At 48.9% G+C, this 25,083-nt stretch carries 15 protein-coding genes; 2 read left to right on the top strand and 13 right to left on the bottom strand.

Going from position 1 to position 25,083, the window contains the following annotated elements:
• Positions 1 to 11: 11 nt before the first annotated feature.
• Entirely contained in the window at positions 12 to 3,257 is a 3,246-nt protein-coding gene (locus ACQ4MZ_RS21780) for a SusC/RagA family TonB-linked outer membrane protein (RefSeq protein ID WP_430848435.1), read from the bottom strand.
• Positions 3,258 to 3,671: 414 nt separating this feature from the next.
• On the opposite strand from ACQ4MZ_RS21780, the gene ACQ4MZ_RS21775 reads away from it, so the two are divergent.
• Positions 3,672 to 3,812 carry a hypothetical protein gene (locus ACQ4MZ_RS21775; RefSeq protein ID WP_430848433.1) on the top strand — a complete coding sequence of 47 codons (141 nt, stop codon included), beginning with the start codon at positions 3,672 to 3,674 and terminating at the stop codon, positions 3,810 to 3,812.
• Here ACQ4MZ_RS21775 and ACQ4MZ_RS21770 read toward each other — a convergent pair.
• The 6 genes from ACQ4MZ_RS21770 to ACQ4MZ_RS21745 all read right to left on the bottom strand — a co-directional run bounded on the left by ACQ4MZ_RS21770 (position 3,801) and on the right by ACQ4MZ_RS21745 (position 14,742).
• The gene (locus ACQ4MZ_RS21770) at positions 3,801 to 5,228 is read right to left on the bottom strand and encodes a DUF1501 domain-containing protein (protein WP_430848431.1); all 1,428 of its coding nucleotides are present in this window, start codon (positions 5,226 to 5,228) and stop codon (positions 3,801 to 3,803) included. The genes ACQ4MZ_RS21775 and ACQ4MZ_RS21770 overlap by 12 nt on opposite strands.
• Positions 5,229 to 5,415: 187 nt before the next feature.
• Positions 5,416 to 7,725, bottom strand: a complete 2,310-nt coding sequence (locus ACQ4MZ_RS21765; protein ID WP_430848598.1) for a DUF1549 domain-containing protein — start codon at positions 7,723 to 7,725, stop codon at positions 5,416 to 5,418.
• Positions 7,726 to 8,044: 319 nt separating this feature from the next.
• Positions 8,045 to 9,544 (bottom strand): RagB/SusD family nutrient uptake outer membrane protein, encoded by a 1,500-nt coding sequence (locus ACQ4MZ_RS21760; protein WP_430848429.1) that lies wholly within the window; start codon positions 9,542 to 9,544, stop codon positions 8,045 to 8,047.
• 11 nt (positions 9,545 to 9,555) lie between these two features.
• Positions 9,556 to 12,789, bottom strand: a complete 3,234-nt coding sequence (locus ACQ4MZ_RS21755) for a SusC/RagA family TonB-linked outer membrane protein (protein ID WP_430848427.1) — start codon at positions 12,787 to 12,789, stop codon at positions 9,556 to 9,558.
• 508 nt (positions 12,790 to 13,297) lie between these two features.
• Positions 13,298 to 13,687 (bottom strand): helix-turn-helix transcriptional regulator, encoded by a 390-nt coding sequence (locus ACQ4MZ_RS21750; protein ID WP_430848425.1) that lies wholly within the window; start codon positions 13,685 to 13,687, stop codon positions 13,298 to 13,300.
• Between the two features lie 239 nt (positions 13,688 to 13,926).
• Positions 13,927 to 14,742 carry a 2,3,4,5-tetrahydropyridine-2,6-dicarboxylate N-succinyltransferase gene (locus ACQ4MZ_RS21745; protein WP_223409647.1) on the bottom strand — a complete coding sequence of 272 codons (816 nt, stop codon included), beginning with the start codon at positions 14,740 to 14,742 and terminating at the stop codon, positions 13,927 to 13,929.
• A gap of 383 nt (positions 14,743 to 15,125) precedes the next feature.
• Here ACQ4MZ_RS21745 and gap point away from each other — a divergent pair, with 383 nt between their 5' ends.
• Positions 15,126 to 16,139, top strand: a complete 1,014-nt coding sequence (gap, locus tag ACQ4MZ_RS21740; RefSeq protein WP_430848423.1) for a type I glyceraldehyde-3-phosphate dehydrogenase — start codon at positions 15,126 to 15,128, stop codon at positions 16,137 to 16,139.
• A gap of 72 nt (positions 16,140 to 16,211) precedes the next feature.
• On the opposite strand, the gene trmB is transcribed toward gap, so the two are convergent.
• From trmB to ACQ4MZ_RS21710, 6 genes are all read right to left on the bottom strand, one after another.
• On the bottom strand, positions 16,212 to 16,871 hold the full coding sequence (gene trmB / locus ACQ4MZ_RS21735) for a tRNA (guanosine(46)-N7)-methyltransferase TrmB (RefSeq protein ID WP_430848421.1): 660 nt from the start codon (positions 16,869 to 16,871) through the stop codon (positions 16,212 to 16,214).
• Positions 16,872 to 16,885: 14 nt separating this feature from the next.
• On the bottom strand, positions 16,886 to 18,187 hold the full coding sequence (locus ACQ4MZ_RS21730) for a bifunctional folylpolyglutamate synthase/dihydrofolate synthase (protein WP_430848419.1): 1,302 nt from the start codon (positions 18,185 to 18,187) through the stop codon (positions 16,886 to 16,888).
• A 7-nt stretch (positions 18,188 to 18,194) separates the two neighbouring features.
• The gene (locus ACQ4MZ_RS21725) at positions 18,195 to 19,121 is read right to left on the bottom strand and encodes a hypothetical protein (protein ID WP_430848417.1); all 927 of its coding nucleotides are present in this window, start codon (positions 19,119 to 19,121) and stop codon (positions 18,195 to 18,197) included.
• Between the two features lie 108 nt (positions 19,122 to 19,229).
• On the bottom strand, positions 19,230 to 20,288 hold the full coding sequence (locus ACQ4MZ_RS21720; RefSeq protein ID WP_430848415.1) for an SPOR domain-containing protein: 1,059 nt from the start codon (positions 20,286 to 20,288) through the stop codon (positions 19,230 to 19,232).
• A gap of 30 nt (positions 20,289 to 20,318) precedes the next feature.
• Positions 20,319 to 21,989, bottom strand: a complete 1,671-nt coding sequence (locus tag ACQ4MZ_RS21715) for a TonB-dependent receptor (RefSeq protein WP_430848413.1) — start codon at positions 21,987 to 21,989, stop codon at positions 20,319 to 20,321.
• A gap of 40 nt (positions 21,990 to 22,029) precedes the next feature.
• Positions 22,030 to 25,041 (bottom strand): tetratricopeptide repeat protein, encoded by a 3,012-nt coding sequence (locus tag ACQ4MZ_RS21710; RefSeq protein ID WP_430848411.1) that lies wholly within the window; start codon positions 25,039 to 25,041, stop codon positions 22,030 to 22,032.
• Positions 25,042 to 25,083: the final 42 nt, after the last annotated feature.

Genomic DNA, 25,083 nt, shown 5'->3' with positions numbered 1-25,083 from the left:
ACAAGTCAGGCTTAGAAGTTGAGGTTCAAGCCGAGTGTCCAGGTACGTGGTACCGGATAGTTGGAAAGATCCACACCCTGGCTAAGGTTACCGCCATCTCCTTGTCCGTCGCCCTGAGCGCTGGTTTCAGGGTTAGGTCCACCCCAGTATTTGGTGAAAACATACACCTGCTGAACGCTTGCATACAGACGGGCCGATTTGAAAAACTTGTTGATACCACCCATATTGTAGCCCAATGTGATATTCTTGAGTGTAAAGTAAGATGCATTCGCCAGGAAGTGCGAGCTGTTCCAGTCGCGTTCCACACCAGTGTAGTTACCACCGTTGTTGGTAGCACCGTACATTCCTTTACCCGGGGTAATTACCGTCTGAGCTTCCACAACGCCGGTTACCGGGTTCACGCCGTTTTTCACACGGAAACGATCCTTAGCACCTGCCACCATGTTGAAAACACCATCAAGGTTGGCTGTGCTGTAAAGGTGACGTACCCAAAGTTGGTTACCCTGCGAGCCGGATCCGGTAATCGACAGATCCCATCCGCCGTAGCTCAATGTATTGGTCAGGCCGTAAGTGAATTTCGGGAATGGATTTCCGATGACCGTCCGGTCGTCGGCATCGCCACCGTTGGTGATCACGCCATCGCCGTTCACATCCTTGAACTTGATCGTACCGATTGCCGAGCGGCCGGGAATGATAGCGCTGCTGGCCAGTTCTTCTTTGCTCATATAGAAGCCTTCTTTTACCAGACCATAAAACTGACCGAATGGGCGGCCTACCTGAGTAATGTGGAAAGTACCATACACGCGGTCGATGCCCGGTGCGAGTTCCATCACCTTGTTGCGGTTGATCGAGATGTTGGCATTGGTAGTCCATTTCAATTTGCCCACCAGGTTACGGGTAGTCAAGGAGACTTCATGTCCCCAGAATTTGATCTCACCGATATTGTCATTGTAGTTGGAAAAACCCGATTCCTGAGGAACCTGAACCGCGTAAAGCAAGTTGGTGGTCCGCTTGGTGTAGAAATCGTAGATCAGCTGAATGCGGTCGTTGAGGAGCCCCACGTCGAGACCGGCGTCAAATTGCTTGGTTGTTTCCCAGCCCAGGTTGCTGTTCGAAAGCGAAGTCACCTGGGCACCGGTAGCTACCGTGCTTCCGAAAACCGCGTTGGTTGTGTTGTTAACCAATGCATACTGAGTGTAGTTACCGATGTTGTTGTTACCGATCACCCCGTAGCTGGCGCGTGCTTTGGCAAACGACACTTTCGGGATCGACTGCATGAAGTTCTCATCCGAAATTACCCAGCCCACAGACGCCGACGGGAAAGTACCCCAGCGGTTGTCGGAACCGAAACGGGAAGAACCATCGGCACGGACAGCTGCAGTGAAGAGGTATTTGCCTTTGTAGTTATAGGTCAGACGTGAAATGTAGGACATCAGCGCCCATTCGTTCGCACCATTGAAAGTGTTCGATCCGGAGATACCGTTCACGTTGAAAGACCCTCCGCGGTCGATATTGATCGCGCCCTGGATTGTCGGAAGGCGGTCGTCAGTGTAGGTGTTGGCCGTGATACGGTCAAACTCCTGGCGGAAACGTTGTTGTGTAAAACCAGCCAGCAACTCGAAATTGTGTTTTTCGTTGAAACTATGGCTGTAAGTCGCCAAGTTTTCGTTCAGCCATGAGAAGTTCTGATAGTTCTGGCGGATCGAAACGGCCGTTGTCGGGATTGGCACGTTAATCGCACTCGTAGCCGTCGACGGGTTGAAGAAGAAGAACTTGTTGCTCTCCATCTCCACGTTCAAAGTCGATTTCAGCGTCAGACCTTTGATCGGATTGTACTGGATGTAAGTGTTGCCCAGTAATTTGTTAATCTTCGTCTCGTTCGTTAGCTCATTCGCCGCACGCACCCAGTTAGGATAGTTGAAGATGTTACCCGTGCTGCTCGGAAAGGTATTGAACTTGGTAAGATCGCCGTTCGCATCCCGGATGGGCATTACAGGCCATGTGTGCAATGCATTGAAAAGCACACCGGTTCCCCGGTCACCATCCGTTCTTGGGGTATTGTCATATACAAATTGCGGCGCTACGTTGAAACCGATTTTCACCTTACTCGAAATATCGTACTCGGTGTTCATACGGAGCGAATACCGCTTGTAGTTGTTGTTCAGCACCACCCCTTTCTGGTTGAAAATACCCGCCACGAGCGATGTGCGCATATTTTCCTTGTTGGAGCTGACGGTTAGATTGTAGCTCTGGATGGGAGCAGTACGAAGCAATGCATCGTACCAGTCGTTGTTTTTGCCGCGATACTTGGATGGGTCCTGAAACTCTTCAGGTACTGGTTTATTTTCATCTTCATACATCTCCTTCTTGAACTGCGCGAATTCTTCGGCGTTCAGCATTTTCACACGGCCTCTCATTGGGACTTTCTGAATACCCGCGTAGGCATTGAAGCTCACGGCCATTTTGCCGGGTGTACCCCGTTTGGTTGTGATAAGCACTACGCCATTGGCCGCGCGCGAGCCGTAAAGGGAGGTCGAAGCGGCATCTTTCAGAATCGTAATGTCTTCGATTTCATCGGGGTTCATCTGGCCGATGGTACCGGTAATCGGGAAACCGTCAATGACATAAAGCGGGTCGCTACCGGCTGTAACCGATACCTGGCCGCGAATACGAACGGACATCCCCTGCCCCGGCTTACCGGTTGTCTGGTTGATCTGCACACCGGCGAGGCGCCCTTGCAGTTTTTGAGTCACCTGGGACACCGGAATATCTTTAAGTTCTTCACTTTTAACGGTTTGTACCGCTCCTGTAATTTCTTTTTTCAACTGGCTACCGTAACCCACTACGACTACTTCGGTAAGTGCTTTGGCATCAGTGGCGAGTTTGATGTCCATTGTCGAGGCGGCTCCCAAAGGAACTTCCTGGGTGAGAAAGCCGACGGAAGAGAATATGAGTACGCCACCTCTGTCGGGAACATTGATGGAATACACTCCATCCGCGTCGGATACTGTACCAATGGTGGTGCCCTTAAGTACCACGCTCACACCCGGCAGTTTTTCGCCGGTATCGTCGGTTACTCTTCCCTTGATTGTCCGGTCGGCGTTGATATTGGTGCTTACCACCAGCGGATTAAGATGGAAACTATTGCCGGCTACTGCACTGAGCCCGCAAGCCGCACCGATCAGCGCCTGGCCTACGGACAGTTTCAGGATCGAATTCAATCGGCCGTAGTAAGGGGATTGTCGAAATTGATTCATAAGCTTCATTTTTAGATTTAGTAATTAGCAGAGGCCCGGAGCAGTGTTTAAACAGCCCGGGTAACGGGGTTAATCGGTTAAGCTTTTTATTCTCATAGTCATCGGTTTAAGTGAATAATTGTCGGGATTGGGAAAAGCAGCGTTTAGGTATGTAAATAATACGGTGTCGTCAGGTCACAACGGATAGCCTCCCAGCATATTAACAGGCCTGAAAGCTGCCGGATTTAACGTTGATGAAGATTTTGGAATACTCTAAGAAATAAATGTCTTTCTGACGCATAAAAGACAATTGTTCATGCTTAAAGTAACATTTATGCAATAGTAGAATGATTGAAAGAACTGACTGTCCTGCTCTGTCTGGTTTTGATTAATATTTAATTAACATGAGTTTTTTGGATATATCTTATATCTGGCATGAAGAAGCCATCCGTCCACAGCGAGGCGACGGTCCGTAATATAGGATATGAGGCAGGTGAGGTAGTAAGGAAAAGGTCTGCCGGAAGGCTGGTTATCAGCACCTTCCGACAGATCCAATGGGCAAATCTAGACGAGTAGTTCTTTGACCGCAAGGCCCTTTCCGTCGGGAGTTGTATAGAAAGGCCGCCTCTCGATTTCGTATTGGGTATCCGGCGGAATACCTAGTGCATGATAGATCGTCTGGTGAATGCCATCAATCTTGACGGGGTTTTCAATGGTCTTGCAAGGACGCTCATCGGCGGTTTTGCCGTAGACAAAACCTTTTTTGATGCCGCCGCCAAACATGAGCATCGAGCATCCGTCGGTGAAATGGCGATGCATGCCGTAGAATTTAAGATCCGAAAGAATGTCGGGCTGGGCTACCTGCTCTTTTACTTTGGCATCCGGGCGGCCTTCCACCATCATATCACGGCTGAATTCGCTCGCCAGCACGACCATCGTACGGTCAAGGAGGCCTTTTTCATCGAGGTCTTTGATAAGCTGAGCAACCGGACCGTCGATTTGCTTCTTCATGTCCTGCAAGCGTGTGTGCCCGTTTTCATGCGTGTCCCAACCTTTGAATGGCTCGTACTCGGTGGTGACGCTAATGAAGCGGGCGCCCTGTTCCGTGAGCCGGCGGGCAAGCAGGCAACCGAGCCCGAACCGGCCGGTGTTATAAATGTCGTAGCTCTTTTTGGGTTCAGTACTTAAATCGAACGCCTTCGATTCCGGCGAGTTGAGTAAAGCATAGGCCTGTTCCATCGAGCGCTTCAACGACTCCCGCTGGTAATCGCTACCGAACTCTCCTACCGGACTGTTATTGATCAGTTCATTGTACAACTGATTCCGGCGTTCAAATCGCTTCGCGTCCATACCCACGGGCGGACGTACGCTTTCAAGACCCTGGCTTGGGTCGGGAATGAAGAACGGCCCGAACTCATTGCCGAGGAAGCCAGCCGTGTGGAATGCTTTCAGCTCTTCGGCTTCTCCTACTGTGAACCGCTGCCCAATATCAATGAATGCCGGGATCACCGGATTTTTAGGGCCCAGTTCTTTGGCGATCCAGGAGCCGATGTGCGGTGCTGCTACGGTTTGTGGCGGCTCGTAGCAAGTGTGCCAATGGTACTGGTGGCGCGAATGCAGAATGTGTCCCATGTCGGCTGCAACGTACGAACGGATGAGCGTTCCTTTGTCCATCACCTGCCCTATGGACTGCAAGCCGTCCGAGAAATGGATGCCGTCGAGCTTCGTCGGGAACGATTTGAATGTGCTCAAAACGCGGTTGCCCTCCATATCTTTTTCGAATGGCGTGTAGGCCTTCGGGTCGAAAGTTTCGGTATGCGCCATACCACCGGCCATCCATAAGAGTATTACTGTGTCCGCCGAAGAATTGGCTCCTGCCTTGCCTCGGCATGAGGTGAGCAGGTTTGATATAGGAGCTCCCGCCGCCAGAGCGGCCATCGTAGCGGCGCTGGCGCGTTGCAGAAACTCCCTCCTATTCCATTGGATATTCATTTCTTAATATATTTTAAATGGTTGTATTTCATTAGTTTAGCTAAAACTACTTTTTATGCTTTAAATACTTTTAATATTTACAATTAATACTATAAATTTTATTCTTTATGTACATTATAAATGTTAAGTCTGTATTTAAAGCTTTATTCATTTGATATTTTAAATATGTTTTATCTGTATCCTACATTTAATATATCAACTGAAACTCAGGCACCAGTGCGATCGCCCAAACGAGGTCCTGAATGCCTTCTTCGCTTGGTGTCGGGCCGAGGATCTTCTTCGCGGCCGCGAGCTCTTTCGGCACCGGCGAGCGGCCCAATGCCTTCCGGTAAAGTGCCGTTACAAGCGAGTCGGATGTTGGGTATTGCGACTTCCAAACTTTGGACCCCGCTTTGAGCGTCTCGGTGAATTTCGAACCGTTCGTAAGTTCCAGTGCTTGGAGCAGGTTCGCCTGGGAAGTACGGCCGGTACTCACCGTCTCGCGGTTCGGGCGCCCCAGCGAGGTAAGAAAAGGGTCGTTCTTCACGAACGCCGCACGCGGGAACGGTAGCCGCGACTGAATATCTTCCGGGAGCTTTTTCAATGCAAGCGCAGTGTCGGCGTACATCGGCGTGAAGCTCGCGCTGATCGCGTCGGCGAATTGCTCGGCGGTAAGCCTTCTGCGCACCATGCCGGTAAACTTGAAATCGTTCGCCATAATATCGCCCGCTTCTTTCACCGACGTAGAGGGCAGCTGGTAAGTCTTCGAAGTCACGATCGTGTAAATGAGTTTTTTGATATCATAGCCATTGGTCACAAAGTCGGATGCCAGCCAGTCGAGGAGGTCCTGGCTCCAAGGTAAATTGTCCATCGCATCCACGGGCTCCACAATGCCACGACCCATCAGCTGCGCCCACACACGGTTCACGAGCGTGCGGTACAATCTTCCATCTTTCGGCTGCACGAGGAAGTCGGCCAGCTGACGGAGGCGTTTCTCGGTACTTGCGTTCACTTCGATTTCGCCAAGCTCCGGGTACAGAATGCGGGTCCCCGCTATTTTTCCGGTAGGTTTATCGCAGCGGTTGATTTCAAGCAATGTGTCTGCGAAGATGTTGGCAAATGCATAGGCGTCGGCCAGTTTCCAGTCGCTGATAAAACTGTCGTGACAGGAAGCACATTTAAGATTTAAACCCAAAAACACCTGGGCCACATTCTGGGCCGCCTGCATTTCGGTGCGCTGGCTGGAATTGATGGTCCCGCGCCATTTGATGCCTTTAATGAAACCTTCGGATTCCTTGTTAGGGCTGATCAATTCTTTCACGAACCAGTTGTACGGTTTATTATCCACCAAGCTTGCGTAAAGCCATTTGGAAATGCCAAAGCGCCCGCCGGTAATGTAGCCTGTTCCGTCGTAATCGTTCCGGAGCGCGTCGTTCCAGAATGTCATCCAATGCTGTGCGTACGCGTCGTTCTGGGAAAGAAGGTCTTTGGCGAGTAACTCGCGCTTGTCGGGGTGGGTATCCGCTATAAATGCATCCACCTTTTCGGGAGGCGGCAACAGCCCGATAATGTCGAGGTATACACGACGAATATAGGTGCGGTCGTCAACGACCGGTTTCCAGCTTCCTTTGGTCTTTTGAAAATACGCATTTACAAACAGGTCGACAGGCTTATTGAGGTCGGCGGTGGCGGCAGGCACCTGCGGTGTGCGCGGGGCTAGTTCCGCCACACGATAAATGCTTTTCTCTTTGCCATCGGGCCACGGAGCACCTTTTTCGATCCAGAATTGAAGCAATTTTACCTCCTTCTCGGTCAAGCGCTTGCCTTTGGTGGGCATAGCCTCCTTGTGACCTTTAGGCAGCGAAATCCGGCGGATTAGTTCGCTTTTGCCGGGATGGTTCGGTACTACCACCACACCGTGCTCACCGCCTTTCATAATGGCGTCTTTACTGTCGAGCCGCAGCTCTCCTTTCATTTTGGTCTCGCTGTGGCAACTGTAACAGTTGTGCGCCAGGATCGTCCTGACTTCCACATTGAGGTTTTGTATTTGTTCAGGGGTTAATGCGCCATTGTTGGTCAGTACAAAATCAGCTTCGGTCTCGCCCTCCGGCTCCACGGTGTCACCGGCGCCGGGCAATACGCTCGTGAGGTAATCCTCGCCGTGGGTAAGCATGGCGCCGTAATGCCCTGCAAATGAAACACCTAATACCGTAGTCAGCAGCAGTCCGCGGAAGAGGCTCCTGTTGCCGGAACGTAGCGTAAATGCCGTAACAAGGGAAAGTACCATTGTGGCAATTCCGGCCCAGCGGTGGATTTCGAGATTAGTACCGCTGGAATCTTCGGAGCTGGCGAGCAGCAGGCCAAATACAACGGCGAGCACCGCGCTTCCTGCGCTCACCCACGTGATAATGCGCGTACCGTCGCGCAGGACGGTCGATCGGTGCTTCCAGTCGATGAGTTCAAAAAGCAATGCAATGCAGAGAAGCCCAATGGGAAAATGGACCAGTAAAGGGTGCAATCGTCCTAAAAATTGCCAAAGCCAGAAAGTTTCGGTTGCTTGGAGTAACACAAGTTCAAGGGGTTAGTGGTTCAGGAACACCAGCGGGGATATTCCGCAATCATACAATACTAAAATGCAGCGAGGTGAATAGTATCCTGTGCTGTCTTGTTATAAGTGAAAAATGTTCATGATTTTCTGAAAAAGTTTATATAAAATGTATTTGATGTAGTAAATTGGTTATTAAGGTTATAACGATCTGTTTCACGGATTAGTTATAAAATTTAACAGGAGAGACATATTGAATGTCCCTCCTGTGCAAGGTTAACATTCCAATCGATCAATAGCCCGGATTCTGAGTCAGTTTCGGGTTGATCAGAATTTGCGGTGCCGGTAGCGGCAGGAAGTACTCATTCTCGGTGTAGACATAGTCTGTCGAGTTAAACGGTACGTTTCCTCGTGCCACAGTGGGTTTCGCGCGTTCCTGCGCACCGTGTGCATTCATAAAGGCCGCCCATTCAGCAGGTGTTTTAGTCCTTTTCAAATCAAACCAGCGGTGATTTTCGAATGCCAGCTCCAATCGGCGTTCTTTCAAAACAGCCGTTCTAAACGCCGTTTTATCCGCGATCGCGAGATCCGCGAGGCCTGCGCGTTTCCGGATCTGGTTGAGGTAGCCAAGTGCTTCCGCATTCGGGCCGGATTGCTCGTTGATCGATTCCGCCAGCATCAGCAGGACATCGGCATAACGTATGACCGGCCAATTGGAATTGGTACGGTTTACAATCGTGTGCGGGTAGTTGTATTTGACAATGTAAGGCACCTGATAGGTGGTTGTATCCAGCTTGAAATTAGGTCTCAGAGAGATATCTTTCCTCAAGTCCCCTTTTTCATAAGCCGCCATAATGTCGTTGGTGGGAATATTACGGCCGCCGTTTGATCCCGCCGCGAAGCCCGTCACCGCCCCTTTCGAAACCCTTGGTGCAAAGACATATTCGAAATTGCTCCACTCGCCGAGGTCGTTATCACCCTGGTACTGGATTTCGAAGATCGATTCTATGCCGTTTTTCTTCGAGATGTTATAGTTGTCGGCATAGTTCGCATTCAACGCATATCCGAGCGTCGTTACCTCTTTCAGCGTCGTGATCGCGTCGGCGTACTTTTTCTGCGTCAGGTAGGACTTGCCCAGTAGACTCAATGCAGCCCCTTTCGTAGCACGGCCCAGATCGCCCGCGGCAGCATATTTCGCAGGAAGAGCGGCGGCCGCTTCTTTCAGGTCTTTCTCGATTTGCGCCCATACGTCGGCCTGAGGCGATCGTACAAGTTCAAATGCGGGGTCGGGAATTTCCAGCGTGGAAGTGACGATGATAACATCGCCGAAATACTGGACCAGGTTGAAGTACATGTAGGCACGCAGGAATTTGAGTTGTCCTTCGGCCTCCTTACGGCTATTTTCGCTCATCGTGGCGTTTACCATTTTTTCGAGCGTCAGGTTACAGTTGTACATGGCTGCGTAGTAACCGTTCCATAAGTTGGCGATTTCGCCGTTGCCTGAGTTTACAGTCGCAAATTCAAATGCTTCCCAGCCGCCCGCCCCGCCGCGATCGGAAGGGTTCAGGTCAATGGTTGTATTGTCCGTTTGAAATTCACCAAATAAATAGGCGGTGTTAGTCAATGCCTGAATCTGGCTGTAAACGCCGCTGACGGCCTGTTTTACCTGCTCTTCATTTTTATAAAACAAATCGACTTCTACCTTCGTAGGGTCGGTCTGGTTGAGGAAATCTTCGCTGCATGACGACAGGCACATAGCCAGAGCGATTCCGAGTATCGTTGCTTTTTTCATCTTCGTCATTATTAGAAGTTAACTTTAATACCTGCCGAGAACGTTCTGGGTACCGGATACGACTCGTCATCGTTGTTGAGCTCCGTTCCACCGCGAACACCTGCATCGGGGTTGTTGCCCGGATACTTCGTGATGAGTAGCAGGTTGGCCGCGTTAATGAAGATACGTGCGTCGGACAGAATGCCATCCACTTTGGGAAGCGTGTAGCCGATTGTGACGTTTTTAATCCAAGTGTGGCTTCCGTCATACACATACCGCTCGCTGCTTTCGCGTGACCATTTGAAGTAGTCGGTACCTCCCTGCGAATTCTTGGCATTAGGATTCGAACCCGGGTTTTCGGGTGACCGCCACCGGTCTTTCGCTTTTTCCAGCACGTTGAAAACACCATCCATATTCATCGTCGAAGCTTCGATATTCCGGTAAATGTCGAATTTATGGGCGCCCATCAGCAATACATTCACATCGAAGCGCTTGTAGTCAATCCCGACAGTCCATCCCCAGTTGAATTTTGGGTTAGGGTTACCGATCTCGGTCATATCTTTGGTATCGTAGGAAACGATGCCGTCGGGGCCGCCGTCGGGAGCACCATGCAAATCAGCGAATTTCATCGCGCCCGGCACGGCGCCTTCCTGCAATGGAGAAGCATCGATCTCCGCCTGCGTGTTGAAGATTCCCAACTTTTTGTAACCGAAAATCATACCGATGGGCCGGCCTACCTGCTGAATGTTATACCCGCCATACTGGCTTCCCTGCAGAATAAAGTCATTTTGCCCGCGGATGGCGAGGATCTTACTCCGGTTGAAAGTGATGTTCGCATTGGTCCTGAAATTAACCTGACCGATTTTCATCCGATAGCTTGCCGCAAGTTCCACCCCCTGGTTCTGGACTTTACCGAGATTTTTCAGGGTCGAAGTGAAGCCTGAAACTGCCGGAATATTGTAACCCAGCAGCATGTCATCCGTGATTTTTTTGTAGTACTCGGCAGTAAATACGAGACGGTTGTTAAAAGTTGCCAGGTCAAGCCCGATGTTCAACTGATTGGATTTTTCCCAGGTCAGCTCCGGGTTGGCGAAGCGGTTTACTGTCTTGCCGATCGATAATGAGTTGTTGAAGACATAATTGTTCAAAGTCAGGAACGCGAGGCTGGCGTAGTTACCGTCGTCACCGGCGTTCTGTGCAGTACCGAAGTTATTATTGGCGCTCACCTGGTAGGTATTATTGCCCGTCATTCCCCAGCTTCCACGTACTTTCAGGTCGGTCAGCCACGCCATTTTTGGAATAAATGATTCCTCTGAAAGTCTCCAACCTACGGATACCGCCGGGAAGTTGCCGAACTGGTGCCCTTCACTGAACCGTGAGCTGCCCTCCCTGCGGAATGATGCCGAGAATAGATAACGATCTTTGAACGAGTAGTTTAAGCGGGCCAGGTAGGCCAGCATTGTCCATTTGCGCTCCATGGAAAATGAAGAGCGGATGGTGGCGTTGCCCAGGAACGGCGCAAGGTCGTCAGGGAACGTATTACCCGAACCATACAGTCCTTTTACGACCTCCTGTTGCGCGGTGTAACCCAGCATTGCATCCAGGTGGTGATTTTCCCCGAAATTAACATTGTAGGTAAGCAGCTGATCAGCCGTGTAGTTTTTGAGCTCTTCGGCGTCGTCGCGCTCAGTGGCAAGACGGGGAGGCGCACCATTAGACCCCGTGGCGATTGCCAGGCCGATCGTCGAGGGCACGTATTCCTTGTATTTGTTGTAGTTGATCTTTGCATTGACGGACGTTCTGAATTTCAGTCCCTTGGCAATGTTGAAATCAATATAGCCGTTTGCGAGCACATCGGCGATGTTCCGGTCTCGGTCGATGTTTTTCAGCAAGTATAACGGATTCGGAAAGCCGAAAATATCACCTACCCCATTGTAATACGGGATCAGCTCGCCCTTCTGATCATAGGCAGGATACCGCGGGTCGCTGATGAGCGTGAGGCCCACCAATGCGCTGCGGCCATCCGTCGCTGCGAGGCTTGACCGCGAGTAGCTTCCGGCGATGTTGACACCCATTGAAATGTATTTGTTGATGTCCCCGGCCAGGTTGGTGCGGACTGACGCACGGTCGTAATCGGTGTATTTCAGCGCACCGTCCTCTTTATAATAGCCTATCGAAACCATCGATTTGATCGGTCCTTTTCCTGACGATAGCGACACGTTTACGTCCGTATAAGGCGCATTGTTGTGCAAAATCAGGTCAAACCAGTTGGTTGAATACTTGGTGTCCTCCGGATTGCGGAAGTCGATCGGTATTTCTTCATTGGTGGGCTGTCTTTTCTTATCCAGCACGAAGCGGCCGATGAATACCTCTTTCTTGAACTGTGCGAAGTCCTTGCCGTTCAGCACTTTGGTTTTTCTGGAATCCGGAACATTCTGCACGCCATAGTCGATGGAAACGTTTAGATTTGTTTTGCCTTCCTTGGCCGATTTCGTCGTAATCAGTACCACGCCATTGGAACCGCGTGCGCCGTAAATGGCGGTTGAAGCAGCGTCTTTCAAAACGGTAATAGTTTCAATATCGTTGGGATTCAGGTTTTGGCCTACCGAGATGCCCACAGGGAACCCGTCGATGACATACAACGGGTCGCTGCCAGCCCCGAGGGAGCTGATGCCCCGTACCTTCACCTCGAATTGCTGGCCCGGCGTACCGCTCTTCTGTTTGATGATCACCCCTGGCGCTTGTCCCTGGATCATCCGTGTGACGTTGGACTTGGGGACTTCCCCGATGTCTTCGATGTTAATATTGGATACGGCAGAAGTAATGTCGCGCTTGCGTTGGGTACCATAACCCACCACCACTACTTCTTCCAAAGCTTTGTTGTCCACGGCTAATTGAACGTCCAAAGACGTCTGATTTCCCACTGTAATCTCTTTTGGTACGTACCCGACAAAAGAGAAAACTAAAACAGGACTGCCTGTCTCGGGTACATTGATGGAGTAACGGCCTTCGGTATCCGTTACGGTCCCGGTACTGGAACCTTTCACAATGATGCTTACCCCCGGGAGCCCGGCACCATTTTCGTCGGTAACTTTCCCACCTAGTGACCGGTCGACGGTCACCAGAACCGGGTTCTTCGTTAGGGCTGCCGCAGCCGGGGCGTGGTAGACGCCAGCAAGTGCAACACCGAACAATACCTGGCCCAGCATCAGCTTTCGCAGCGGACGCAGCCTGGTATTGAATCTTAATTGTCGAGATTGATTCATACGTTCAGGATTGGAATAGTAATTAAATAAGTAAAATGGGGTTTATACTTTGGGTCTTTCCATAGGCAGCCGCTTTAAGTGGAACATATTGGCCGGAGTGGCCGGAACGGAATAATAAAATTCAAACATATTGCCGGGAGACAGAATGTTTGACCTTGAAGTACATATCAATTTTTATGTTTGATATGTACAATTAATGATTTGAATTATATCATTTCGCAATAGTATCGGTATTTGAATTCCATACTATCCTGTGCTGTCCGGTATGCTATCAAAATTGTGAGCAGGACACAATTAAATTATCGTTGACCCGGCAGTAGGAAATTAACAGCACCTTAAACTGGTGAGACACAGTTGTAGAGTCGGTGCTTCCTTTGGCAGTGAAGTGACGGTGATAGTGATACGTCCGAATTTTCGATGCCGTCGACCGGCACCAAAGCGAACATGAGCCTGAAATGAGCGCGGAGAGTTGCTCTTGCGGATTATTGAAATTTGTATTCGCGTTTTACTATCCTTGTTTAAATTCCTGAAAAGTGCCATCAGAGTAAAAAATAAGCACTTTTTCGATCTTTTTCTCCGGTAAAATAACCGGCTTTTCCTTAACGACATTCGGCTGTGTGGGCTGTGGAGCAGGGACTGTTTTTTTACGCGATTCTAAGGCGGGTTCGTGAATCGCCGCGGGGGCCGTTACCGGCAGTGGTTCGTCATCCAGGATCCAATTGATGCCCAGGTCCGGAAAGCGCTTAACAATTTTCTGCACCATATCCAGACTCGGCTTATTCCTACCAGCAAGTATATGCGACATACTGGATCGCTGTATCCCTATCTCATCGGCAAAAAGCGAAGGGGTGATATTTTTGTCAATCAGTATCTGTTTAATCTTTTCAGTGAGGTCCATATCGTAGCCTGTAATTGATGTTACAAATATAAACTACAAAATCTAACTAACAAGTGCATTTATGTAAATTAATGAAAATATTATTGTTTAATAAATTAAATTATCATAATTGCTAAATATAAATCGAAAGTTATGAGGTTGGGTATATACTTGTAAATAGTTAGATTGAAAAAAAATAAGTGCGACACGATGGTTCATGCCGCACTCAGATTTCGATATTCGGATCTCCTTCCGGAGAACTACACTGCTACGCTATTGTCACGCAGTGCGTCGTTGAGGGAAGTTTTAAGGTCTGTGCTCGGTTTACGCTTACCGATGATCAATGCACAAGGTACATGATAGGTCCCCGCGGCAAACTCTTTGGGTAGTGTTCCGGGGATCACTACGGAGTCTTCTGGTACATATCCTTTATATTCTACGGGTTCGCTGCCGGTCACGTCAATGATTTTAGAGCTTCCTGTAATCGTTACTCCTGCGCCTAAAACGGCTCTTTTTCCAACGCGGGCACCTTCTACAACGATACAACGTGAGCCAATGAATGCGCCATCTTCGATGATAACGGGAGCCGCTTGAACCGGTTCGAGCACCCCTCCTATTCCTACTCCGCCGCTGAGGTGGACATTCTTGCCGATCTGCGCGCAACTCCCGACAGTCGCCCAGGTGTCGACCATTGTACCTTCGTCGATGTAGGCACCGATGTTCACATACGACGGCATTAGTACAACCCCTTTTGAAATATAGGCACCATATCTGGCCACAGCCGGCGGCACTACCCTCACGCCAAGTTGCTCGTAACCCGATTTTAGTTTCATTTTATCGTGGTATTCGAAAATGCCAACTTCGCTAACGTGCATTTGTTGAATTGGGAAGTATAGAATAATCGCTTTTTTTAGCGCTTCATTAACGATCCATCCCCCATTAGCATCCGGTTCGGCCACGCGCAATCTTCCTTTGTCTACCTCCTCAATAATATCGCGAATAAAATTCTTTGCTGATTCTTCTTTTAATAATTCCCGGTTTGCCCAGTAATTTTCAATTTGTTCGGTAAAATTCATGTTAAAGTATAGAGTTAATAAAAAGTATTTAATACGTTGGTTATCAAACAGTTATATCATATAGCAGTAAATAGTATTTGCATTCAATTACCAGAGTTAAACGCGAGAGAAATAGCTAAGTTGGGCGGAACCGCAATGCAATATAATAGGTTATTAGTGCAGGATCAAAGGGATAAGTAAAAAGTAGAGTAACCTCGAATTGCCATCTGTTTTAGTAAATGAGACAAAGTATTTTACTAAAATACGGGGATTTTCGCGCTAATTTGCTAAATTCAATATCAATCAACCATTCAATTGCCTAGTTTCTTATATTTCTGTCCAATACTTTTCATCCGCATACATTTTTATTAATATTGCGGCTGAAATAACCAATCTACCTCGATATGTCAAAAGTAAAAGTTGCAATCAACGGATTTGGCCGCATCGGTCGCCTTGTTTACCGTCAAATCTATAACATGGAGGGCATCGACATCGTAGCCATCAATGATTTGACAAGTCCAAAAGTGTTAGCACACCTTCTCAAATACGATACAGCACAAGGACGTTTCGACGCGGACGTTAAGTCTACTGACAACTCAGTTGTTGTAAATGGCGAAAACATCGTGATCTATGCGCAACGTGACCCTTCACAAATTCCCTGGGCACAGCACGATGTTGATGTAGTTCTTGAATGTACTGGTTTCTTTACCAGCGCAGAATCTGCGAGCGCACACATCAAAGCGGGTGCTAAAAAAGTGGTTATCTCCGCTCCCGCTACCGGCGACCTCAAAACAATCGTTTTCAACGTTAACCATAACATCCTTGATGGTTCTGAAACGATTATCAGCGGTGCTTCCTGTACTACAAACTGTCTTGCTCCAATGGCGCAGGTCCTGGAAGAGAAATTTGGTATCGTAAACGGCTTGATGACAACCATCCACGCTTATACCAACGACCAGAACACGCAGGATGCTCCACACCCAAAAGGTGATTTGAGAAGAGCGAGAGCTGCTGCTCAGAATATCGTACCTAACAGCACTGGTGCTGCAAAAGCAATCGGTCTCGTATTGCCTTCATTGAAAGGTAAGCTGGATGGCTCTGCTCAGCGCGTTCCTACATTAACTGGTTCATTGACTGAATTGACCGTTGTTCTAGGCCGCGAAACTACCGTAGAAGAGATCAATGCTGCTATGAAAGCTGCCGCTAACGAAAGCTACGGCTATACAGAAGACGAAATCGTCAGCAGCGATATCATCGGTATCAACTACGGCTCACTGTTCGATGCAACGCAGACCCGCGTTCAGAAAGTAGGTGACGTTCAGCTTGTTAGAACTGTTTCATGGTATGACAACGAAATGTCTTACGTGTCTCAGCTTGTAAGAACCGTTTACTACTTCGCTGGCTTGATCCAGAAGTAATAACATACTTTAATACAAAAACGGCCCGTTCCAGCATTTGTCGGAACGGGCCGTTTTTCTTTATAGATCCTTTTAGACAAGCTCCGCTTTAATGTATTTGATGGTATATCCCTTCGCCGTGAAAATACCTTCATAATGCGTGCGAACGCCGTGATGCTCGTCCAGCAAATGCGACTGATACAAGTCGTACGTATGTTCAATAATGCGGAAATTAGACGCATCAGCGAGTGTATGAAGAGTGTACTCGTACAAGAAATCACTGTCTGTTTTGAGAAAGAACATGCCTCCCTCTTTCAAAAACGACGCATATTTGGCCAGAAAACTGGGATTGGTGAGCCGATACTTCTCGTTGCGGTCCCGCACCTGCGGGTCGGGATGAATGAGCCATATTTCGCTCAATTCACCTTCCCCGAAAAACTCTTCCGAATATTGAATGCCTGCCCGGAGGAAAGCGACGTTCGATAAGTTCTGTTCCGTGGCCAATGCGCTGCCCCGAGCGATCCGGTCGCCTTTGATATCGACGCCGATAAAGTTCTTTTCCGGGAATTTCTTGCCTAATCCGATCGTGTATTCTCCCTTACCGCACGCCAGTTCCGCTACAATCGGGCTTTCGTTATTAAAATACAGTTTATTCCAATTTCCTTTTATTTCCGAGTAAAGTGGTTTTCCCGCCTGAACTACATTCTCTGCCTGCTCACTGAACCTGTAATGATGTAACTTTCTTCTTGCCATTATACTTGTATGCTCTATAAACTTTCAATATCTGCGACTACAAAGGTACTACCGCCAACGTAAATTGCATCTGTCGGCGCGGAATCCTTGATAGCCTCTTCAAGCGCTTCGTTCACATTTCCGAAGGTCTTCCCAATCAAACCGTGTTCGAGCGCCGTGGACTGCAATTCTTCCGCCTTTAATGCCCGCATATTGGAAGGCGCGCAGAAGTAATAATCCGCGTCCTTTGGAAAAAGCGACAACATCGTCGAAATGTCCTTGTCGCCGACAAAACCGACCACAAACCGCTTCCTTCCCTTGCAAACCGTTTCAAATTGCGCCAAAGTCATGGTCAGGCCGGCCGTATTGTGCGCCGTATCACAATAAACGTCAGGATTTTGGCGTAACTGCTGCCAGCGTCCTTTCAGCCCGGTGATTGCCCTCACGGATTGCAGCGCACTTCTTACGGCATCGTCCGTAATTTTCCAGCCTTTTGCAATGAGCACATCTTTGGCAGCCCATACCCCGGCGATGTTATTCAACTGGTACGAACCGGTCAGGTCGGTAGCCAGGCCTTTCGAAACGGTACGTCCAGAAGCCTTCTCTATCACGTCGACAAGCATTTTACCTTCTGAGAAGTCGTTAACCTTCACCTCAAATGCATTCGATGCAAACCTCAACGGCGCATTTGCCGCCTCGGCAGCTGCGGTAATCACATCACCGATCTCTGCATTTTGGTATTCACTGACTACTACCGGCACCCTGTTTTTGATAATCCCGGCTTTTTCGCCGGCAATTTTGCCCAACGTGTCGCCCAGGAATTGCATATGATCGAAACTAATATTGGTAATAACCGACAGTTCTGGCGTGATCACATTCGTCGAATCCAGCCGGCCGCCCATACCGACCTCGATCACCGCGACATCCACATGAGCCTTCTCAAAATAGGAAAAGGCCATCGCCACAGTCACTTCAAAGAACGACGGAGACAATCTATCAATGTTAAATTTTTGTCCGGCGACAAATTCAATAATAAATTCCTCGGGTACACACACGCCATTTACCCGTATGCGCTCACGAAAGTCCTTTAAATGAGGCGAAGTATACAGCCCCACCCGGTATCCCGATTCTTGCAGGATCGCCGCCAGCATATGCGATGTGCTTCCCTTGCCGTTCGTGCCGGCGACATGTATGGTGGGATATTTGTCCTGCGGATCACCCAGAGCTTTACACAGTTCCTTGGTAGTATGAAGGCCCGGCTTGAAAGCACGGGCCCCGATATTCTGAAAAACCGGTAATCTGTCGTACAGATATCCGATCGTTTCCTGGTATGTCATTTAAGTATTAACGTGAACGTATTTTAAAAGTGATGGTACCAATCGATTCGTCCGGTACATTAGCCGACTTCGGAACGAAAGTGAGGTCTCTGACGGCGTTTTTATATTTGTTGACTACCGCGTAATCCGTGACAGTTGTTGCCTGGGTAATTACGCTCTTCACGCGACCATTTCTGTCGACCGTAATTTTGAAAGTAATATCGCCCGTCGCATCCGAATTATCATCTACGACCGGCCTTCTGGACCAGCTCCAGCCCGACAGATTAAGTCCCACATTCGTTCCGCCACCGCCGCCTTCACCTTTATAAGTTTTGGCAAAAAGGCTACCGGTTTTGGATCCCTTATCGCCCACACCTTCCGCATCGTCACCATTGTTGTTGCCTCCGATGCCGGTTTTCGTGCCGTTTGTTCCATTGCTTCCCGATTTGGCGCCGGACGATTTGCTGAACAATGCGTCTTTATTAACGGCCTTTTCAGGAGCAGGTTTTGACACAGGTGCCGATGCATTTTCACTGCCTGTCGATTTTTTCACGTCAGTCTTCTCCGGAGCCTCCACCGGGCTCTCTACCTTCGAAGTGATCGCAGGCTTCTCAGCGACGGTTTTTGTGGGCTTTGGCGACTCTATTTTAGGCGGTGTAGGAGGTGTCGGCTTCGGTGTAGCTACCGATTTCACCTTTTTGACTTCTTCCGCATCCGCTTTCATGTTCTCTCTTACCTTGCTGTCGTTGGGCTTATTGTATGTTTGCACGTCCCCTCTACCGACTTTGCTGGTACCATAGTTCACTTCAACGAACAATTCCATGGGTTCGACTTTCGGAAGTGATGAGCTAAGACGGATGAAAAAGAATATGCCCAGCATAGCCGCGGTAATCCCAAAGGACCACGCCCATGAAATTGCGATTCGTTGCCGGTCTTCTGCCTGTAATGTGATCATTTATCAAAAAATGGGTTTTCTTTCGGAAAACGTAAAAGTAGTAAAAAACGTATGCAACAAAAAAAGGAGGCCAACTGACCTCCTTTCTGTATTTCCAGGTTAAGAACCCTATTTTTGCTTGTAAACCCAACCTGCTTCGCCAATCACTTTTTTCAGTTCGTTCGAAGCACGATAAGCATCGGTTTCATTGTCAAAGCCATCGATGGCAACCTTTACCTTTTTGCTCCGCTCATTGCCGGGAATGATTAATGCTTTTGTAAAACCCTTTTTTGTTAGCTCAGCAAGCAAGACATTTGCTTGTTTTGTGCCCTTGAACGCCCCGGCTATCACATAAAACTTCGCCGAAGTTATCTCCACAGGTTTTGTTTCAGCAACAGCAGGCGCCGGTGCGGCAGCCACTGGCTCAACCTTTGCAGAAGCAGAATCAACAGGCATCGAATCTACTTTTGCGACGACTGCTTCCGTTACCGGCGCCGGTTGCGGCGCCTCAGCTTCCTCATGCTTCACTACCGTCGTTTCAGCCGCGCCTTTATGGCTGAACATCTCCGAGAATGGGTTCAGCGTGCTTTTGATATATTCGTTCTCTGTATTAACCAGAAAATAGCTCAATCCGCAAAGTAGGCCTGCGATAACCGCTGCGGCAGCCCAGCCCGTCCAGCGACGCGGCCGCGCTTCGGTTTCCAGTTCAACCACTTCAACGTCGTCATTGATATATTGTGCTGAATTTAATGCAGCAACCGGACGAGCCTGTGCCATAACCGACTTGATCTTCTCGAAGCCGTACCACTCATCTTTAAAGTACTTACCAGTGTTAGGTTCGAATACCAGCTTGCCTTCTACATTCTGCCTGAACTCGCCAATGCCTGCAATGCTCGCTTCCCCGTTCAGATCGAGACCGGATCTCAGCCGATCGGTATAGCCTTTGATGTACTCCACCGCATCCGCATGCGTCACTTTCTCGTGACGCGAGATATAATTCGCCAGCAAGCCATCATCCAGTTTCAGATACTCGTTAAACGCCAGTCTTTTGACAGGCGGCGTGAAAATACCCGAATTACCATCATAAACCGCCGGTACCTGATGCGAGAGCAAGGCACCGAAGCCGGGAATGATCACGAATTCGTATTCTCCTATGAGTTTCCGGATGACTGTTTCGACTGCTATCATGAAGCAAAGTTTGGTGTTAACTGAGCGAAGTTAAAAAGAAAAAGACAATCCCGCAATAAAGTTCAGGCCCTGCTGAGGGTAGTACTGATACCGCTGGTAGTTCTTGCCCAACACGTTGTTCAGGTTCACAAATGCAGAGAAGTTCCTGGTTAACAGATAGTCGATTTTAAGATTCAAATCCGCTATCACCGGTAGTTTGGTCACTTCTCCGGTCTGAAAATTTTTCGCTTTCAAGCCTCTCAGCATATAAAAATCTGCCGTTACAAAGAGCTTTTTGCTGATGGTAAGGGCATTGAACCAGTTCAAAGTAAGGTCCGGGCGGTGCCACGGTTCTTCCACCTTATCCACGGCGTAGTCGAAAAAATTGGCCTTTAACGATGTTTTGAACAACTCATTAAAATTATAACCGGCCTGGGCGGAAATCGTCAACACCTTGGTCTTACCCGGATCGAAAATCGCCGAGAAACGAGAGGTGTCCGAGAGCGAGTTGTTATAAGAGTAAAAATTCCGGTAGGAAGTGTAGGCCACTTTGCCCTCGTAGTTAATGCCCGTACCGGTCTCGCCTTTAACACCTGCACTGATATCCGAAGTTTTTTCGGTATTCATCACAAGTGCGTTGGGTCCAAGCCATTGGTTTTCGCTCAGCATACTCTTCAGGGTATTCCGTACGATATCGCCATTCCAGCCCGCAAAAATGTGCACGCCTGAAATAGGGGTTACATCGAGATTCACGGCCGGAAACGCCTTCGTCCGGTTAATATCCAGCTGGCTATCGGTCTCGTTAACAGCATTAATACCTGCCGAAACAGAGAAGATGTCGTTCACATACTTGAACGTGGGTTTAACACGGAACAGGTTACGGTTATAAGTGAAGTAATCGACACGCTGTGACACGTAGGCATCGGCTTCCAACAATGCAAAGAACGTTTCCGAAATAGGCACAGAGGCTGTCAGGTTAGTCCCCCAGTCTATTTCCGATGCATTGTAGCGGTCTTTCAGGCTGTTCAGGCTCGTTTTCACGGAGTAATCTACCAGTACGGAAGCGTCGGTGTTTTCAAAGCCCAGATTGAACCCGAACTGGTTGAGCGTCTGCCGGATCGTGTCACGGTCCACTACCACACCATCGGGCTGGGGCTTGTAGCCATAGAAGTAATAGTTTTTGCGGTCGAAATTGAAGCCTGCATCGACTTTATATTTCTCACGGATATATTTCCCGCCAATTTTGAAACCAGTGGCTGCACTAGCCGAGTTTTTACCGTCTACCGGTCCGTTGGCTGCCGAAAGATGCTTCAACTGTACGGTATACGCGAGGTCCTCCTTCGGCCTCCCCCCCACAAATAACTCGCCCAGGAAACGACCGTAATTACCGCCACCCGCTTTCACGTAGTTGTTCAGCACATCGGGCTCGTCCTTGCGGCTCTGCTCGTCCGACGACGCAGCTACTGCCGGGGTTAGTTTCGGGGAAGCAATATTGATTTCCGGATCAACAATCTGGTACGATACCTTTTTTTTGCCGGTTTCGCCCTTCACAGGCTGTACCTTGTCAAAAACCCGGTCAGCCGGGGCAAATTCTATGCTTTTATCCTTTAAAATTTCGTAGGTCTGGCTTTCAATCTCTCCTTTTTGCGCAACGGCAAACTGGGAAGAGAAACCCAGCGCCAGCAAAAACAGGGAGGAACGTAATATCTTGGAATGCGTCATGGTAACGGGTTTTTCTGTTTAATGAAACCGTGTTCACGGGTTACTTTTCAATTTTGTTCAACTTCTCCTTGGCCATTTCAACCGCCTCTTTATCATCGGAATTCTCGATAATGGAGTTGAGCGTCGCCTTCGCCTGAACTTTCTCGTTCATGCCCACGTACACATCCGCAAGCAGAATGAACGAGCGTGCGCGCCAGAAGTCGTATCCCTCGAAATTTTTCCCCATTTCGATAATGGCTGTTTCCGCTTCCTTGTATTTCTTCTCTTTATAAAGAACCATGGCCGACCAGTAAGCTGCTTCCGCACCGAACTCATCCTTGGAGGAAGCCGAAATTTTCTTGAACTCTTCACCGGCTTTCTTCAAATCGCCTTTCTCGTACGGAACTTTGCCGAGATAAAGCTGCGCCTTGCCAAGGCTGGCCGGAATGACATTCCCCATGTTGATGATCTCTTTCGCGTAATACAGCGTCGAATCGTAGCTTTTCAATGTGAAATAAGTATCCATCAGGCCCGTCCAGGCGGTAGCCTGGTCCTTCTTGTTTTCCGCATTGCGCGAAAGCACACGGAAGTTGGTTACCGCATTATTAAAGTTCCCACGGCCGATTTCCAGCTCGGCCGAACGCTGCGCCGCTGCGCCGACGAACTGCGAACGGTTTTGTTGAACTACTTTACTGTAATATTGAAGTGCTTCATTCACGCGGTTAGTCTTGTCGTAGGATGAGGCGATGAAATAAGTAGCATCATATTGGTGCTTGCTGGCCGGATAACTTTGCAGGAAAGCCTGTAATGCGGTAATCGCATTATCGTACTTCTCGGCATAATACAGGTTACGCACGTTATCGAACTCCACGCCTTCCAGTTTCTCGTTGCCCGGGTTGTTCTTGCGTACTACACCCAGCACCTGGTTGAACTCTTCCGGACGTCCTACCGCCGAATAGCTTTCCTGGATACCTTCCAACGCGCTTTCGGCAGACGGTGAATCAGAATATTCTGTCAGGATCTTGCGGAAATCCACGATGGCTTGTTCGTATACCTGCAAGTTATAATACGACTGGGCGCGACGCAGCAATGCAGCCGGGATCAGGGTGCTTTTCGGCTTTTCATTGATCATCCGGGTGAAGCCCTTGACCGCCGCTGAGTAGCTCTGGTTCTGAAAATCGATATCGGCGAGCTGGAAATAGGCATTATCCAGGTGCTTCGACTGCGGGTACTGACTGATCAGCAATTCGAACTGACGTTTTGCTTCCGCCTCGCGGTTCATGTACACATACGCGCGAGCCTTCTGGAACAATGCGTAATCCTTATCGACTTTGCCTTTCGCTGCTACCTGCTCATAAGTGCGGATGGCTTCGTTATAGTTCTTAGCCGCGAGGTAACAGTCAGCCAGCCTTGCATGCGCGTCCTCGATCATATCCGCCTCCATTCCTTCGATGTTATTCGTGAAATCGCGGAAATAGGGCAACGCCTGGCTGTACTTTTTCTGATTATAATAAATGTATCCCAAAGCGTACAGGCTCTTCTTGGCATAAATGCCTGCTTTCGGGTTCTTGGCGATCTGGTTATACAACGCAGCAGCTTCATCTACGCGCTTCAAACCATAGACTGATTCCGCTTTATAAAATGATGCCGAATTATAAAGCTCCACATCGATCGGGTATTTCAGCGACTTCTCGAACATCTCGATCGCCTGATCGTAACGCTGCGCATTGAAATCGGTTACGCCCTGGTTGTAAGTAAGCCTCTGATAGGTACTATTAATTTTAGCATTACGCGATTTCAGGCCCTCAATGTACTTTATAGCCGCCGAACTGTTGCTCGCGCTGGCATATCCTTCGGCCACTAATTCGGTCGCTTCCTCGGTATGCTTGCTTTCCGGGTATTTAGCCATGTAGTTATTCAGCTCTTTTACCGCATCCTGGTTATTGCCGAGTTCTAGCTGCACTTTGGCATGGTTATAAGTTGCCTCTTCCTTCACCACCTGGTTGAAGTCTAAAGAAGCTGCATTACCGAATGATGTTAAAGCGTTACTTAAATTAGTCGTCTTTAAATTGCTGATTCCCAATATATAAGAAGCGTATTGCGAAACAGAATCCTTGCCATTTCCAACTGGCTTTAAGGTGGCAATGGCACCCTCGAAGTTGTTGCTGCGGAACTGTGCGTGGCCATAATGCAGGGCAACCGTTGGCGGCACCGCACCGGGCCTCATGCGCTTGTAGCGCTCGTAAGCTTTCACCGCATTAGCATAATCTCCTTTTTCGTAATAGACTTCAGCTACATACAATGCCACATCGTCCAGCTTGGTATTACCTCGCTGCGCGCCGAGGACGCGTTCGCCGTACGCGAGGAGCTCGTCAAACTTTTTAAGCTGGTAGAGTGAAGAAATGATCCAGTTAGGGGCTTCGTTCTTATAATAAGGATGCTCTTCGATCCGCTTGAAATCCTGGTAAGCTTCCTCGAAGTTGTTCTTCTGATAATTGATTACCCCGGCATAGAAAGAAGCGTCTCCCGCATTCTCGAAACCGATCTCATTTTTTACCTGATTGAATAATGGAAGCGCCAGATCAGGCTGCTTGGTGTTATAGTACGACATCGCCAGCCGATAGGTGCTTTCCAGCCTCCCCGCTCCTGCCCCCGGCAGATCTACGGCCTTTTCGAGGTACGTAATAGCCTTTTCGTAGTTGCCGGCTTCGTAGTAATATTTACCCAAATCGCTGTAAATAAGTTGTGCTTTGGGGTGTTCTGCATGGTTTTTGACAAACCTGTCAACCTGCACTTCGGCCTCGGGATAGTTCAGATAAAGGCCCGTTACGGCTACATAATACTCGGCCGTAACCTTATTGTAATCGCTTGTACTGAGCAACTTATCCTGCGAGTTCAGGAACTCGCCGAATTCCTGCCTTGCCGCCACGTAATTGGACTTCGCGTAATATTCGAGGCCGTTGCGAAAGTGTGCTTCCGGCTCCGTAATACTAAGCGTATTCTGGGCTACTACGGAAGACGCGCCTACACATACAAACATGCCGATGGTGGAGGCGCTGCGTTTAAAAACCATAGATACTGAGTTGGTGGAGTTTTGAATTAAGTTGTTGTGGTC

The organism is Dyadobacter sp. BHUBP1, from assembly GCF_050587785.1.
GTDB lineage: Bacteria > Bacteroidota > Bacteroidia > Cytophagales > Spirosomataceae > Dyadobacter.
Note: the sequence above shows the minus strand (reverse complement) of the source record. Positions and strands in the feature narration are given on the sequence as shown.

Bases quoted from the DNA above. Each gene is read 5' to 3' on its own strand.
- ACQ4MZ_RS21780 (WP_430848435.1), bottom strand. From the start codon at position 3,257: ATGAATCAATTTCGACAATCCCCTTACTACGGCCGATTGAATTCGATC.
- ACQ4MZ_RS21775 (WP_430848433.1), top strand. From the start codon at position 3,672: ATGAAGAAGCCATCCGTCCACAGCGAGGCGACGGTCCGTAATATAGGA.
- ACQ4MZ_RS21770 (WP_430848431.1), bottom strand. From the start codon at position 5,228: ATGAATATCCAATGGAATAGGAGGGAGTTTCTGCAACGCGCCAGCGCC.
- ACQ4MZ_RS21760 (WP_430848429.1), bottom strand. From the start codon at position 9,544: ATGAAAAAAGCAACGATACTCGGAATCGCTCTGGCTATGTGCCTGTCG.
- ACQ4MZ_RS21755 (WP_430848427.1), bottom strand. From the start codon at position 12,789: ATGAATCAATCTCGACAATTAAGATTCAATACCAGGCTGCGTCCGCTG.
- ACQ4MZ_RS21750 (WP_430848425.1), bottom strand. From the start codon at position 13,687: ATGGACCTCACTGAAAAGATTAAACAGATACTGATTGACAAAAATATC.
- ACQ4MZ_RS21745 (WP_223409647.1), bottom strand. From the start codon at position 14,742: ATGAATTTTACCGAACAAATTGAAAATTACTGGGCAAACCGGGAATTA.
- gap (WP_430848423.1), top strand. From the start codon at position 15,126: ATGTCAAAAGTAAAAGTTGCAATCAACGGATTTGGCCGCATCGGTCGC.
- trmB (WP_430848421.1), bottom strand. From the start codon at position 16,871: ATGGCAAGAAGAAAGTTACATCATTACAGGTTCAGTGAGCAGGCAGAG.
- ACQ4MZ_RS21730 (WP_430848419.1), bottom strand. From the start codon at position 18,187: ATGACATACCAGGAAACGATCGGATATCTGTACGACAGATTACCGGTT.
- ACQ4MZ_RS21725 (WP_430848417.1), bottom strand. From the start codon at position 19,121: ATGATCACATTACAGGCAGAAGACCGGCAACGAATCGCAATTTCATGG.
- ACQ4MZ_RS21720 (WP_430848415.1), bottom strand. From the start codon at position 20,288: ATGATAGCAGTCGAAACAGTCATCCGGAAACTCATAGGAGAATACGAA.
- ACQ4MZ_RS21715 (WP_430848413.1), bottom strand. From the start codon at position 21,989: ATGACGCATTCCAAGATATTACGTTCCTCCCTGTTTTTGCTGGCGCTG.
- ACQ4MZ_RS21710 (WP_430848411.1), bottom strand. From the start codon at position 25,041: ATGGTTTTTAAACGCAGCGCCTCCACCATCGGCATGTTTGTATGTGTA.